At 48.6% G+C, this 14,868-nt stretch carries 11 protein-coding genes; all 11 read left to right on the forward strand.

The window, feature by feature from the left end:
• Positions 1–510: 510 nt before the first annotated feature.
• Complete coding sequence (locus tag A8709_RS14420) at positions 511–1,524, forward strand: ABC transporter substrate-binding protein (protein ID WP_065853068.1); 1,014 nt, start codon at positions 511–513, stop codon at positions 1,522–1,524.
• 53 nt (positions 1,525–1,577) lie between these two features.
• Positions 1,578–2,351 (forward strand): ABC transporter ATP-binding protein, encoded by a 774-nt coding sequence (locus A8709_RS14425; protein ID WP_065853069.1) that lies wholly within the window; start codon positions 1,578–1,580, stop codon positions 2,349–2,351.
• Positions 2,344–3,195: an ABC transporter permease gene (locus A8709_RS14430; RefSeq protein WP_065853070.1), complete on the forward strand. Its 852-nt coding sequence runs from the start codon at positions 2,344–2,346 to the stop codon at positions 3,193–3,195. The genes A8709_RS14425 and A8709_RS14430 overlap by 8 nt, the downstream gene beginning before the upstream one ends.
• A gap of 78 nt (positions 3,196–3,273) precedes the next feature.
• A complete protein-coding gene (locus A8709_RS14435; RefSeq protein WP_065853071.1) occupies positions 3,274–4,233 on the forward strand; it encodes an aromatic acid exporter family protein in 960 nt (319 codons plus the stop codon).
• A gap of 114 nt (positions 4,234–4,347) precedes the next feature.
• Complete coding sequence (locus tag A8709_RS14440) at positions 4,348–4,914, forward strand: outer spore coat protein CotE (protein ID WP_065853072.1); 567 nt, start codon at positions 4,348–4,350, stop codon at positions 4,912–4,914.
• Between the two features lie 147 nt (positions 4,915–5,061).
• Positions 5,062–6,531 (forward strand): putative amidoligase domain-containing protein, encoded by a 1,470-nt coding sequence (locus A8709_RS14445; RefSeq protein WP_065853073.1) that lies wholly within the window; start codon positions 5,062–5,064, stop codon positions 6,529–6,531.
• A gap of 229 nt (positions 6,532–6,760) precedes the next feature.
• The gene (mutS, locus tag A8709_RS14450; RefSeq protein WP_084224933.1) at positions 6,761–9,418 is read left to right on the forward strand and encodes a DNA mismatch repair protein MutS; all 2,658 of its coding nucleotides are present in this window, start codon (positions 6,761–6,763) and stop codon (positions 9,416–9,418) included.
• 80 nt (positions 9,419–9,498) lie between these two features.
• Positions 9,499–10,941 (forward strand): S41 family peptidase, encoded by a 1,443-nt coding sequence (locus tag A8709_RS14455; RefSeq protein WP_065853074.1) that lies wholly within the window; start codon positions 9,499–9,501, stop codon positions 10,939–10,941.
• A gap of 3 nt (positions 10,942–10,944) precedes the next feature.
• Positions 10,945–13,071 (forward strand): DNA mismatch repair endonuclease MutL, encoded by a 2,127-nt coding sequence (mutL, locus tag A8709_RS14460; protein ID WP_065853075.1) that lies wholly within the window; start codon positions 10,945–10,947, stop codon positions 13,069–13,071.
• Between the two features lie 4 nt (positions 13,072–13,075).
• Positions 13,076–13,852, forward strand: a complete 777-nt coding sequence (locus A8709_RS14465; RefSeq protein ID WP_065853076.1) for a class I SAM-dependent methyltransferase — start codon at positions 13,076–13,078, stop codon at positions 13,850–13,852.
• Positions 13,846–14,814, forward strand: a complete 969-nt coding sequence (gene miaA, locus A8709_RS14470) for a tRNA (adenosine(37)-N6)-dimethylallyltransferase MiaA (protein ID WP_065853077.1) — start codon at positions 13,846–13,848, stop codon at positions 14,812–14,814. The genes A8709_RS14465 and miaA overlap by 7 nt, the downstream gene beginning before the upstream one ends.
• The last annotated feature ends 54 nt before the right edge of the window (positions 14,815–14,868 follow it).

The following is a 14,868-nucleotide window of genomic DNA, read 5'->3' on the forward strand; positions in this document are numbered from 1 at the left end:
GCCATAGGCTCGGAACCCGAGCCAAACCTAGCTGGCCCCTCGCCATAGGCTCGGAACCCGAACCAAACCTGGCCAGTCCCTCGCCATAGGCTCGGAACCCGAGCCAAACCTAGCTGGCCCCTCGCCATAGGCTCGGAACCCAAGCCAAACCTAGCCAGTCCCTCGCCATAGGCTCGGAACCCGAGCCAAACCTAGCCAGTCCCTCGCCATAGGCTCGGAACCCGAGCCAAACCTAGCCGGCCCCTCGCCATAGGCTCGGAACCCGAGCCAAACCTAGCCAGTCCCTCGCCATAGGCTCGGAACCCAAGCCTATCTCCCGCTCCCCGTCTTTAGGTACCTCCTCCCCGGCCCATCCACCCACTGTGCCTTTGTGAAGAAGCACAAAGACACACACAATTTCGTCATTAATCCCAAATTTTATCATCCTGAACCATAAATCTGGAAGAACGATTAACCGACGTCTGGGCTCCTGCATACGATACAGTACTATTTGAATCGGAGGGACGTCCTATGAACAATCGAAAAAGATGGGGGATCGCTGTATCCGCCATTCTGCTGCTCAGTCTTATGACTACAGCTTGCGGTACCAAGAAGGAAGAAACAACGAAAGTGCGCATTGGTGAGGTAACACGTTCCTTGTTCTATGCACCGCAATATGTGGCGTTATCGCAAGGTTTTTTCAAAGACGAAGGGCTCGACGTGGAACTGACGACGACACCAGGCGGCGACAAGACCATGACAGCGCTGCTGTCCAATGCGATTGATTTGGCGTTAGTTGGTTCAGAAACATCCATTTATGTGTCACAGCAAGGATCGGACGATCCGGTTATCAATTTTGATCAGCTTACCCAAACAGACGGCACGTTCTTAGTCGCTCGTAAAAAAGTAGATACGTTCGATTGGAATGCCTTGAAGGGCTCCATCTTCCTTGGACAACGCAAAGGCGGTATGCCGCAAATGGCCGGCGAGTTCACCTTGAAGAAGCACAACATTGATCCGCAGAAGGATTTGCAGTTGATTCAGAACATTGATTTTGCCAATATCGTGGCGGCTTATTCGTCAGGAACTGGCGAGTATGTACAGCTTTTTGAGCCACAAGCTTCCATCGTTGAGCAAGAGGGGAAAGGCTTCGTACTTGCATCATTTGGCGTGGAGAGCGGGCATTTGCCTTATACGGTATTTATGGCGAAGCAAAGCTTTATGAAATCGAATCCGAACACGATTCAGAAGTTTACGAACGCGATCCAACGTGCGCAGCTATGGGTAGCTTCCAAAAGCAAAGATGAAATTACGGACGCGGTACTGCCATATTTTAAAGACATCGATGTTGCGATTGTGAAAAATGTCGTGAAACGCTACAAAGATCAAGGCTCCTTTGCAACAGATGGCATTGTGGATGAAGCCGAGTGGAACAATTTGCTCGATGTCATGACATCTGCGGGTGAATTGAAAGAAAAGGTCGCATGGAGCAAGCTTGTTAACAATTCTTATGCGGAGAAAGCCAAATCCACAGTGAAACCATAAACCTACTTGGGATTTAAAGCCCCAAGAGGATGGGCTAAAGGAGGCTAGACGACATGGAAAAGGCTGTTCGGCTTGAGAATGTAACGCAGGTTTACGTAACAGAGGAGCGAGCAACCCTTGCTCTGCAGGGCATTACGTTTGACGTCCCAAAGGGCGAATTCGTCAGCCTAATCGGCCCTAGCGGTTGTGGCAAAACAACACTCCTGTCCATCATCGCGGGGCTCATTCCATCAACGTCTGGTCAAGTAACCGTGGCGGATCATCTCGTGCAAGGGCCCTCATCTAAGGTAGGATATATGTTGCAGCAAGATTATTTATTTCCGTGGCGCACGATTGCAGATAATGCCTGCATGGGATTGGAAATTGCTGGCGAGTTGACCGAAGAAAAGCGGCAAGGAGCACTTCATTTGCTCGAGGAAATGGGGCTGCTCGCCTTCCGAGATTATTATCCCGCTCAACTTTCAGGGGGAATGCGTCAGCGTGTTGCGCTCGTTCGTACGTTGGCCATGGAACCTGAACTGTTGCTATTAGATGAACCCTTTTCGGCACTCGACTACCAGACGAAGCTGCAATTAGAGGACTTAGTCGTGGAAACCTTACGTGCGAAAGGGAAAACAGCCATTCTCGTTACGCATGATATCTCAGAAGCGATTGCGATGAGTGATCGAATTCTTGTTTTGGCGCCGAATCCGGGCCGAATTCGTCAATCCTTTGAAATTCCTGAAGCAATCCGTGCAGCTGTTCCATTTGAAGCGAGAGAATTGCCTGAATTTCATCTCCTTTTTAGGCAAATATGGCAGGAGTTTGGAGGGACGCCGCATGAGTAACCACAGTAAGCACACGGATCACCCGCTCCTAATTGACCAGGCGAATGATCAGCTCAAGGCAGAGGTCCATCAACGCTACCTCCAAGCACTGAAGCGAGAAACCAAATGGGTACGATTGCTGCAGCTTGCTATCTTGCTCCTCTTTTTATCTTTATGGGAACTTGCGGCGAGGTTGAAATGGATTGATGTGCTGCTTTTTAGCTATCCCACCAAGGTATTTCATCTCCTATGGGTGAAGCTGCTCGACGGAACTCTTCTACCGCATGTGGCTGTTACGGTTGAAGAAACGATGATTGGCTTCCTCTTGGGCACATTGCTAGGAACCGCGTTGGCAGTCGTCATCTGGTGGTCACCTTTCCTCTCACGCGTGCTGGATCCCTATATTGTCGTTATCAACAGTATGCCGAAGGTCGCGCTCGGACCGCTATTTATCGTAGGGTTTGGGCCTGGTTTGTTGTCCATCATTGCCACGACGCTATCCATCACCGTCATTATTACGACCCTAGTCGTGTACGGTAGTTTTAAAGAAGTAGATCCCAACTATGTGAAGGTTGTAAAGCTATTCGGAGGCAATCAGCGAACCATATTTCTCAAAGCGATTCTGCCCGCTTCATTCCCAACCATCGTTTCTACACTAAAAGTAAATGTAGGGTTGGCCTGGATCGGCGTCATCGTTGGCGAATTTCTAGTATCCCAGAAGGGGCTGGGCTACTTAATCATATATGGCTTTCAAGTCTTTAATTTCACCTTGGTGATATCGACCCTGTTCGTCATTGCGCTTGTTGCGACCGTGATGTATCAGCTTGTAGCCAAGCTAGAGAAGAAACTAACGAAACATCGATGAAATGCATTAAAGCTTGCCACAGCTTTCTCAAAATGAAATAATGAGCCCATAGAAAAACCTGTTAGAGGTGGAATTGCTATGGGCTTTCGTGTGCTCAAAACGGCCGTTGCGGTCATAATTGCTATGTATCTTGCGTATATTTTAGGGGTGAAAACGCCAGCGGCTGCGGGTCTTCTTGCTATTCTAGGCATTGAAGTGACGAAGAGAAAAGGAATCGAAAGCTCTTTGCACCGTATCGCATCATCAATTCTTGCTTTGTTCATCGGTTCGGTCTTATTTAATGTATTAGGTTTTCATATTTGGGTCGTCAGTGCATTTATTTTGATCGTGTTTCCCGTATTGGTTCGATTGCGAATTACTGAAGGAGCCGTAACGGGTGCAGTTGTGATGCTGCATCTCTATGCCTATGAATCGGCGTCATGGGCCTCCGTGCTGAATGAATTGATTTTACTCCTGGTCGGATTAGGTTCCGCAACCGTAATCAACATTGCTTATATGCCGAAAGCAGATGCCTCGCTTACCCGGCATAAGCAAAGAATTGAAAGTTTATTCTCAGACATTTTCATCAACATAGCCAAGCATCTTCGCGATAATACCGTCATTTGGGATGGCAAAGAGCTGCTTGAAGTCAGTGAAGAGATTGAAAATGGAGCTAGATTAGCCAAGCGTTCTATGGAGAATACCTTACTTTTTAGGGGAGATCCATATTGGCGTGTCTATTTCTATATGAGGGGCGAGCAGCTTGAATCGATTCATCGGATGATTGATCTCGTCGCGCAAGTGTACCAGTCTTTACCCCAAGGGAAATGGGTCGCTGCGATCTTCGAAGATATTAGTCAAACTGTGAAGGAAGACTATTATACGGGTGATGCAGAGAAAGAGTTGCAAGAGCTGGATATCCGGTATAAGGGAATGGCATTACCTGCGACACGTGAAGAATTCGAAGTCAGATCAGCGATTTTACAGCTAAACAGAGAGTTAATGCAGTATTTGGCCATTGCTAAAAAGCAAAAAAAGCAACGTACTGAAGCGGGTTGACTCTGACAGATATAAGTATATTAATAAAATAAAAAAGTATAAAAATAATTGTCACTCTAGACTACTGTCCTGCATACACTTGTAATGAATGATTGTATGGAGGAGGTTGAAAGGATGTCATTAGATAAAGATTTGCAATGCAGAGAGATCATTACAAAAGCTGTCTGCGGTAAAGGTCGCAAATTTTCTCATGTAAGCCATACCGTGACTCCGCCTTATTCTCCAACCAGTATTTTGGGCGCTTGGATTATTAATAACCAATTCGAAGCTGTCCACTCTGGAGAGGGCGTAGAGGTTGTTGGTACGTACGATATCAACATCTGGTATTCTTACGATCGTAACACCAAAACAGACGTAGCAAAAGAAACTGTCTCTTATGTAGAAATCGTTGGACTAAGTTACTTAGACAAAAAACATAAGTCGACGACAGCAGAAGTATCCGCTGTCGCAACGCAAGAGCCAAATTGCGTGGAGGCTAGCATCTCATCAAGCGGCGACAGCGTCATTATTCGGGTAGAGCGCGAGTTTCAAGTCGAGCTCATCGCCGAAACGAAAGTCTGTGTAGTCGTTTGCTCCAACGGCTGCAATGACTTCGACGACAAGCACGTGGATTTCGATGACAGTGGCGAGGGCGATTTTGAGGATCTGGACGCCGAACTGCTCGAAGATGAATTAGATTAAGGAATCTTATACCCCCAGTGTATGCGGGCGAAAGAGGTTCGGCAGAGGGCATTTGCCCTCTTTTTTGTTGTATCCACATATTTGGGCATACGGGATAAGCATAACGATGGAATGCTTCACAGTGAGCGAGATGAGGGGGTGTTACAAATGGTAACCTTCTTCCTGCACGCAGGGGAAAAAGAAGCGATGGAATTGGCGGAACGAACTCATATCCCTCATGGAACCGAAGTTCCCGATACTTGGAGCGGGCAAGTCGTGATCCATTGGGGAGCTGCACATCAGGAATTACCGCAGTTTGCCGCTCTGCAGCCTGTTAAGGCGATCATAAGAGCTCAGCATCGTCGGAAACGAGAAGCGATACTTCAGCTTAGCGGAATAAAGACAATGACATCACAACTCTCTACAGCTAAGGGGAGTCAAGATCGTCCGATTTTTATGCAAAAATATAAAGTCGCTGTCTTTCATCTGCAAACCCTTCTTGTTTATGAGAAAAAGGAGACGGTCTTGCTTTCGGAGAAATCCTTACAGCATCAGAGGCAGTTCAATGTCAACGGTGCGTACATAGAAGTGCAGCCCTCGCAAATTAACTTCCATGTACGCAGGGCCAGCCGTGAATCGGTCAAAGCAATCTACGCACTGGGCTTAGATTATGGGCTTGTGACCATCGGGATTACCCCAAACGGGCAAACGCTCGTCTTGGATGTGGACCCGGTTCCTAAGCTCAACGCGCGACTGACACAGCTCTTTGCACAAGCGATGGATCTCTATGATCACTCGCTTGCCAAAGAGCTGGAACGTAAAGAGCGGGCGATGCTTGGCTGCGATCCCGAGTTCCTGCTGATGAACCCGCAGGGCAAGGTGGTCTTCGCCGATCGCTTCCTCATGCGGTCTGGCGCTGTTGGCTGCGATGCGATCGTGCTGAGCGGGCATCGCGTGATTCTACCGCTCGCTGAGCTGCGTCCGCAGCCGAGTGTGGAGCCCTTGCAGCTCGCCAAACATGTGCGAAGGACGATGGGGCTGGCTGCGCGGAAAATTCATGACGAGAGCCTTGCATGGCTATCCGGCGGCATGCCTGTCAAAGGCTATCCGCTGGGTGGTCATATCCATTTTAGCCGCTGCTGGATGAATAGCCATTTGCTGCGCGCGCTGGATGCTTATCTCGCGTTACCGCTCGTGATGATCGAGGATGAATCGACCCGCAGTCGCCGCCCGCGGTATGGCTTCTTAGGAGACTTCCGCAAGAAGTCGCATGGAGGGTTCGAATATCGCACACTGCCGAGTTGGTTAACTACGCCGGAAATTACGAAAGGCGTCTTTACTTTAGCTGCGCTCATCGTGAACAACTACTGGCAGTTACCGCGGCAGCCGCTGCAAGAACCAGATATTCAAGCAGCTTACTACCATGGAGATAAGTTTAGACTCCAGGAGGAAGTAGCGAAGCTTTGGAAGGATTTGGAGATGTTGAAAGGCTATGAAGTTCATAAGGCTGATCTGGAACGCTTGCGTTTGCGAATCGCGACTGGAGAACCTTGGAATGAGATGGCGGATATCCGAATCGCTTGGAAAATTGCACCCGCTGCACGTAAAGAAGCTTTTGACGAAGAAATCATGTTATAATAGATGATCAATAGACTTATCATTTTCAAAGGTTATCCTCATGAAATGCAACCAAAAAGTTACTTGACGCAAGCTCTATAAGCGTTCATTTTGCTTCCTGTTTGTGAAACTCCAAATTCACTTACAGGAAGCAAGATGTTTCTGTCTGGTTGCTCTTTCATGTTAGAAAGAATGGTAGATTCATAGACTTGGCAATTCATATATTTGGAATAGGTTGGAGGAACACAAGTTGGCTACATATACGCCGATGATTCAGCAGTACTTAGCCGTGAAGGCACAGGTACCCGATGCTTTTTTATTTTTTCGGCTAGGGGATTTTTATGAAATGTTCTTCGAGGATGCGATCAATGCATCACGTGAATTAGAAATTACATTGACAGGCCGTGAAGGCGGCGGTGAAGAGAAAATTCCAATGTGTGGTGTCCCGCATCATGCTGCTGACAACTATATGTCCCGTTTGATTGAAAAAGGGTACAAAGTCGCCATTTGTGAACAGGTAGAAGATCCAGCTGAGGCCAAAGGTGTTGTACGACGTGAAATCGTGCGGATCGTCACACCTGGGACCGTCATGGACAGCAAACTCCTTGGGGAATCGGTCAACAATTACATCGTCTCCTTGGTCGAACAAACCGACGGCTATGCGTTCACAGCTTGTGATATCTCAACCGGTGAGTTGTATACAACGCAATTACCGCATGCTTGGGAGCTTGTTGTTGATGAATTGAACGTCTATAATCCTTCAGAAATTGTTACCAATCCGGCCTTACTTACCACAATTCGTGAGTCAGGCGCTGCTTGGGGCCGCAATATGGTGCTGACGGAATGGACGCATGCGGATGAAAGGCTTCTAGATGAGCATTTTGCTGAAGACGCAGCCCTGCCGACATTGTCTAGCATTAGTCGACAAGGTGTAGCTTCTTTGCTTGCTTATTTGAAGGAAACACAAAAGAGAGCACTCACTCATGTCAAGCATATTCGTATCTATGAGCCTGATCAATTCATGACGATGGATCCTTTCACGCGCCGTAATCTAGAATTAGTTGAAACGGTTCGTGAACGGGCCAAGAAGGGTTCGCTTCTATGGCTTTTGGATAAAACAGTCACGGCCATGGGTGCACGGATGCTTCGCCGTTGGATTGAGAAGCCGCTGATGAATGTCACGCGGATTGAAGAACGTTTAGAGGCCGTCAACTTGCTCTATAATCAGCTGATTGTACGTGAAGATGTGAAGCAAGCATTGAAGGAAGTTTATGATCTGGAGCGTTTAGTTGCTCGTATTTCCTATGGCAATGCGAATGCCCGCGATATGATCGCACTCAAGCATTCCTTACAGCAAGTCCCGATGTTGCAACAGTTGTGTGCCGCCTCAGGTTCTGAAACCTTGCGTAAACTTGTTGAAAATATGGACGTCTGCGACGACGTGATGTCTTGGATCGCGAACGCGATTGAGGACGAGCCTCCTGTCTCGATTCGGGACGGCGGGATGATTCGTGAAGGCTATCAGCCTTATTTGGACCAACTTCGCGAAGCGAGCAAAAATGGCAAGCAGTGGATCGCTGAGCTCGAGCGTCAAGAGCGCGAGGCGACAGGGATTAAGTCGCTCAAAATCGGCTACAACAAAGTGTTCGGTTACTTTATTGAAGTGACGAAAGCGAACATGTCGGCGCTGCAAGAAGGTCGCTACGAGCGCAAGCAAACGCTCGCTAATGCAGAGCGCTATGTCACGCCGGAGCTCAAAGAGAAAGAAGCGCTCATTCTGGAAGCGCAGGATAAAATGGTTGATCTGGAGTATGAACTATTTACGGAGCTTCGCGACCGGATTTCCAAGCATATCTCCAGATTGCAAAAGCTGGCGGAGGTTATTGCCACCGCCGATGTGTACCAATCGCTGGCAGCCGTCAGTGCAGCGCAGCATTTCCGCAAGCCGGAGATCGGCGAGGGCTTCGATCTTGAGATCGTAGACGGCCGTCACCCGGTGGTAGAGGCCGTCATTCAAGACGGCTCGTTCATCGCGAACGCGACGAGCCTCTTGCAAGAGCAGGGCCGCATCTTGCTCATTACCGGGCCGAATATGGCCGGTAAGAGCACGTATATGCGGCAAGTTGCCGTGATCTGCCTGATGGCGCAGATCGGCTGCTTCGTCCCTGCCAGCTCCGCGCGCATCCCGGTCACCGACCGGATCTTCACGCGGATCGGGGCGGCCGATGACCTCATCGGCGGTCAGAGTACGTTCATGGTCGAGATGATGGACATCCAGGTCATGACGGAGAAGGCGACGAGTCGAAGCCTTGTCATCATTGATGAGCTGGGACGCGGCACCTCGACAGGTGAAGGGATGGCGATTGCGCAAGCCGTCATTGAGTTCCTGCACGACCAAATCGGCTGCAAGACGCTTGTCTCAACACATTTCCATGAGCTCGCGCATCTGGAAGAAAGCCTCGGCCATCTGCGCAATCACTGCATGGCCGTGAAAGAGAGCGGCAGGCAGGTAACCTTCCTGCGTAAGCTTATCCCTGGGGCAGCAAGCACCAGTTACGGCATCTATTGTGCCGAAATCGCCGGGCTGCCCGATACGATCATTCAGCGCTCGTATGCGCTGCTGAATGGGTTTGAAGAGCGGGCTGCGGCGGGTACACCGCATGCCGCTGTCGCTGCCGAAGCTCCGCTGGCCGTCGTCACCATCCCATCTGCCGCCGAGCCAGTAGCAGTACCGGTCCGCCAGTTGTCCCTCTTCGAAGAGGACAAGCCGGCCGAAGTCGTCGTCAAGAAGAAGCACGACGTCAAGTCGCAACTGGTCCTTGATCAGTTGAAGGGCATTGACTTAATTAATATGACGCCGCTACAGGCGCTTAACTTAGTCTATGAGTGGAAGCAAAAGCTTCAATAAGCGATGTGCACCACGGTTTTATTTTTTAAAACGCCAGTCATTGCTCGATCAATAGATCTTAATGGAATGGAGATACACCTATGAAAGTTAATCGTATGTCTACAAAGGCAATGAAAGCTACACTAGCTCTTGCAACTGCGCTAGTGGTTGCTATGCCAGTCAGTGCCATGGCACAAGAGGATTTGGCCACACAGCAAGTTCGTGAAATTATTGGCAAGCTCCATGTGAGCGGTGTTACTGAAGCCGCGCTGGCGAATCAAAGCATCCAACAGATGATCGCAGGTTTGAAGGATCCGTACACGGTCTTTTTTAGCCAAGAACAATATGGTCAGTTCTCCAGCTCGCTTGAGAATAACTACGTGGGCATGGGCGCTCGCATTGGGATCGATGATCAAGGGGTTTATTTGGGGGAGATTTTTGCAGGATCTCCAGCAGAAGCTGCTGGCCTGAAGCAAGATGATTATGTTCGCGCAATTGACGGCGTACCTGCTTCAAAGACGAATGTGGATGACGTGCGAAACAAGATTATTGGAGTAGCAGGTTCCAAAGTAAAGATTACAGTGCTCCGCGGAGATAAAGAGTTAACAGTTGAAGTGACGCGTGCTGGAGTCAATGTACCTGAAACTTATAGCCATTCGTTCGCAAATGGCGTGGGCTATATTCAAATTACGGAGTTTTCCAGCGATGCTGATGAGGATTTTGACACGCAGTTGAAGGCCCTTCAAGCCAAAGGCTTGAAATCTTTAATCCTTGATGTTCGAAACAATCCAGGCGGGCTAGTGGATACTGCGCAGAACATTGCCAAACATTTTGTTAAAGATGGCGTTCTGATTCATACGAGAGATCGGAATGGCGTGGATGAGCCTGTTATGATTTCAGGTGGAACGACACTGAACGTGCCCGTTTATATTTTAGCCAATGAAAATAGCGCTAGTGCTTCTGAAGTGCTCTCAGGCGCCTTGCAAGATTATCAAGTGGCGAAAGTGATTGGCATGCAAACATTTGGTAAAGGCAGCGTACAGCAATTATTTAATTTGGATAATAACAATGCGTTGAAAGTCACCATTCAAGAATATTTAACTCCGCTTAAACGCAAAGTGAATAAAGTCGGTATTACACCTGACATTAAAGTAGACGGAGCAGCAGCGCAATTGATTACCGCTTTACACGAGACGGGAATTGCCGATATCGATGTGGAAATCTCCAAACATGGCGCCACGTTCAACGGCGTTGATCTAGGCTATGGCTTCGGAAGCTTCCGTCAAGATGGCAAATGGTTTGCGTCCACACGTGGATTAGCGGCGTTAATCGGGGCAAATATTACTTGGAACGAGGCAAACCATACAGTTGATATCTCGGATGCCAAAGGAAATACACATGCTTTTCCAGTACAAGATGATCAGTTGATTCTTGAGGATGGCACAAGTTATGTGAATGTTGATCTTTTCGATAATTATTTCTCACAGCTGAAGGTGACTGATCACGGAGAGACGCTTTCAATCCAGGGTACAAAGGGGAACTAATCGATGGGTAAAATTCAGCTCTTAAGCGAGCATATTGCAAACCAAATTGCAGCAGGTGAAGTTGTTGAACGACCTTCATCGGTCGTGAAAGAGCTGGTAGAGAACTCAGTTGATGCAGGGAGCACACGCGTTGATGTGACGATTGAAGAAGGCGGTCTGACCCTGATTCGAGTTGCTGATAACGGCTCTGGGATGGCCCTGGAGGATTGTGAGTTAGCTTTCCAGCGTCATGCGACAAGTAAAATCGCAACCAGTAAAGATCTGTTTTCGATCCGAACGCTTGGTTTCCGGGGTGAGGCTTTGCCCAGTATTGCTTCTGTCTCCCGTTTGGAATGTGTTACAAGCGCGACGAGCGATGGTCTAGGGCGCAAAATCACCATCGAAGGCGGTACGATTCGCAACGTTGAAGAAACAGGGGCGTCGCGTGGCACGGAAGTTACCGTTCGAGATTTGTTTTATAATACACCTGCTCGATTAAAATATATGAAAACGATCCAGACAGAGCTTGGTCATATCTCTGACTACTTGTATCGGCTCGCGCTGGCACATCCAGGTATTGCCTTTACGTTAAAGCATAACGGAAATGTGCTGCTCCAAACGTTGGGGAATGGCGACCTCCTGCAGGTCATCGCTGGCATCTATGGCACAGCGATTGCCAAACAAATGCTTCCTCTCCAAGTGGAAAGCTTGGATTATACTATCTCGGGCTTCGTTGCCAAGCCCGAAATGACCCGCGCGAACCGCGGCGGCATCTCGACCATCGTGAATGGTCGGTATGTGCGTAACTTCGCGCTGAATCAAGCGCTGCTGCAGGGGTATCATACCCTGCTGCCAATCAACCGCTATCCCGTGGCTGCGCTGCACATCGGGATGGATCCGGCTTTGGTGGATGTGAACGTACATCCATCTAAGCTTGAAGTCCGCTTCAGCAAGGAAGCGGAGTTAACGGCATTGATCGAAGCCGAGGTGAAGCGGCTTTTTGGCAGACAGGTGCTGATCCCGCAGGGGATCAAACCGTCTGTGCCTAAGGGTGCTTTTGTGCAGGAGCAGCTTGAGCTGACACGTACAGTAGAGCCTGTAAGAGAGCCCCGTCGCTCGCCCGCCGGGGAGCTGGAAGAGGAGTTTTTCAAGGATCATAAGGAAGAAGTGACAGAATCGAAGGTAATTCCTACACCTGTTGATATTAACATTTCTGCTGACTTAAATTCGTTGAATAACTTTAAGGTGTCAAACGAGAGTGCACGTATAGATAAGGAAACGTCGTCTCGGATTCAAGAGGTTAGTCCGACTTATCGCCAATCAGCGTCATCCTCTTATGATTTTGACACACTTAGTAAACAACCAGCATCTGCAGCACCTTATACAAGTAATGTGCCATCAGGAACAGGTTATCCCGCACGCCAGTCAACATCAACCAATTCAAGCTACAGCTCTGCCAATAATGGGCCATATCGAACGACATCTATTCAACAACAGCGTCGAACCAACGAAGCATTTATGGATCTAATGCCATCAAGTGAGGAAAGTGATTCACCGAAGCTTCCTGTGTTCCCGAGATTGGATCCAATTGGACAAATGCATGGCACGTATTTGATCGCTCAGAATGAAACAGGCTTGTACCTCATTGATCAGCATGCCGCGCACGAACGCATTAATTATGAATATTATTATGAGCGTTTTGGCAATCCTGCTGAGGCGAGCCAAGAATTGCTCGTTCCGATCACGTTGGAATTTACCCCGTCTGAAGCCGGTGTAATTGCAGATAAGCTTGCGCTATTTGAACAAGCAGGCGTCTTTATGGAAGCTTTCGGTGGCAACACGTTCCTTGTCCGAGCGCACCCGCATTGGTTTCCGTCAGGTGAGGAAAAATCCATCGTAGAAGAAATGTGTGAACTTATTATTTCCGATCGTAAAGCGTTAGATATTGCGAAGCTGCGTGAGAAGGCCGCGATTATGTGCTCCTGTAAGGCATCCATCAAAGCGAATCAAAGCCTTGGTATGCTGGAGATGGAAACACTAATTGATCGGCTTGCCAGCTGCCGAAATCCGTATACATGCCCGCATGGAAGACCGATTGTCGTTAGCTTCACAACCTATGAGTTAGAAAAAATGTTTAAGCGAGTGATGTAACCCCGTGTTAGTGACAACTTCGTATAACCCCTCCAAGGAACTGGTGGAGGAGGCGGCACGACTATCGGTTCAATATGGCGGTAGAATCGTGCCGCGCAAGAAGTATTCTTTGGAACTTCTTAGGAGAAATTATAAGGATAATGCCATTCTGCTTGTGACGAGAGATGAGATCAGGTACTATGAAGAAGACCATCCTGCAACTTTTTTCCATCCAAGCATGTCGCTTGTCCGTGTTAAACGTATGCAGCGTGGAGAGTCTGATTTGCTCATTGAAGCCTCAGGGGCAGCTGAAGGTGACAGCATTGTCGATTGTACGGCAGGCCTTGCATCTGATGCGATTGTGTTTTCTTATGTCGTTGGCGCAAAAGGGCGTGTGACGGCACTGGAAAGTGAAGAGATTCCAGCGATGCTGATTCAAGAAGGCTTAGTGACGTACGAATCGGAGATTCCTGAGTTAAATGCCGCGATGCGGCGCATTGAGGTGCAGCGGACGCATCATCTCCCTTTTTTGCAGCAATTAGCTTCGCAAAGTGTGGATGTGGTGTATTTTGACCCGATGTTTCGGAGCCCAATCGAAGAGTCGCATGCGATTTCACCGCTTCGTCATCGGGCGAACGATGAGGCTGTAAGTCTGGCTTCGATCGCAGAAGCCAAACGCGTTGCACGCAAAAGTATTGTGCTCAAAGAGAACAGAGACAGTTCAGAGTTTGCCCGGCTCGGGTTCGAGCATGTTTTACGATCAACGACGAAAACAACGTATGGAGTGATTCGACTGTGTTAGCCCCATCAGCCAAGCCGAAATTACTCGTGCTACTTGGTCCTACCGCTGTTGGCAAAACCAAGCTAAGTTTGGAGATTGCCCAGCGCTACAATTGTGAAATTATTTCCGGTGACTCCATGCAAGTGTATCGGAGCATGGACATTGGAACCGCCAAAGCGAGCGAGGCGGAGCAACAACTCGTTCCGCATCATCTGATCGACATCCATGATCCATCGTATCCGTTTTCCGCAGCGGAGTTTCAAGAGCGTGTGAAAGGATTGATCCATGATATTCACGCGCGTGGGAAGCTGCCTTTTATCGTAGGCGGTACGGGGCTGTATATCGAATCGGTCTGTTATGATTATCAATTTACGGATGTTAGCATGGATGAAGCTTTCCGTCAGGCTCAAGAAGACTTCGCGAATACACATGGGGAAGAAGCCCTGCATAGCAAGCTTCGGGACATTGACCCAGAGAGCGCAGACCGGCTGCATGCGAACGATCGGCGTCGTGTGATACGAGCACTTGAAATTTATCATATGTCTGGCGAAACAATGACAGCTCATCTGGCCTCCCAGAAAAAAGAATCTCCCTACGAACTATGTATCATTGGACTCACGATGGATCGGGCGCTGCTGTATCAGCGCATTGAAGAGCGCATCGATGCCATGATCGGGGAGGGATTAGTTGAGGAAGTGCAGGGGTTGTTGGCAGCTGGCTGTCCCAAACAGGCGATTTCCATGCAAGCCTTGGGGTACAAAGAGATTGTCAGCTACTTGGAGAATGAGCTCAGCTTTGAGGATGCGGTCATTCTACTTAAGCGGGATACTCGTCGTTTTGCCAAGCGTCAATTGTCTTGGTTTCGGCATATGAAAGACATTGATTGGGTCGATGTTACAGATGCAGCAAATTTTTCTGCCCATTTCGAAATGATTAGTGATATACTAGCAGGAAAGTTTGTACATAAAATAGAATATAATTAACAAATATCACCATTAGAAAATAGCGCCAACTGGCGAAAGTTTCATTCCATTGAG

Source organism: Paenibacillus pectinilyticus, assembly GCF_001700435.1.
Lineage (GTDB): Bacteria > Bacillota > Bacilli > Paenibacillales > NBRC-103111 > Paenibacillus_E > Paenibacillus_E pectinilyticus.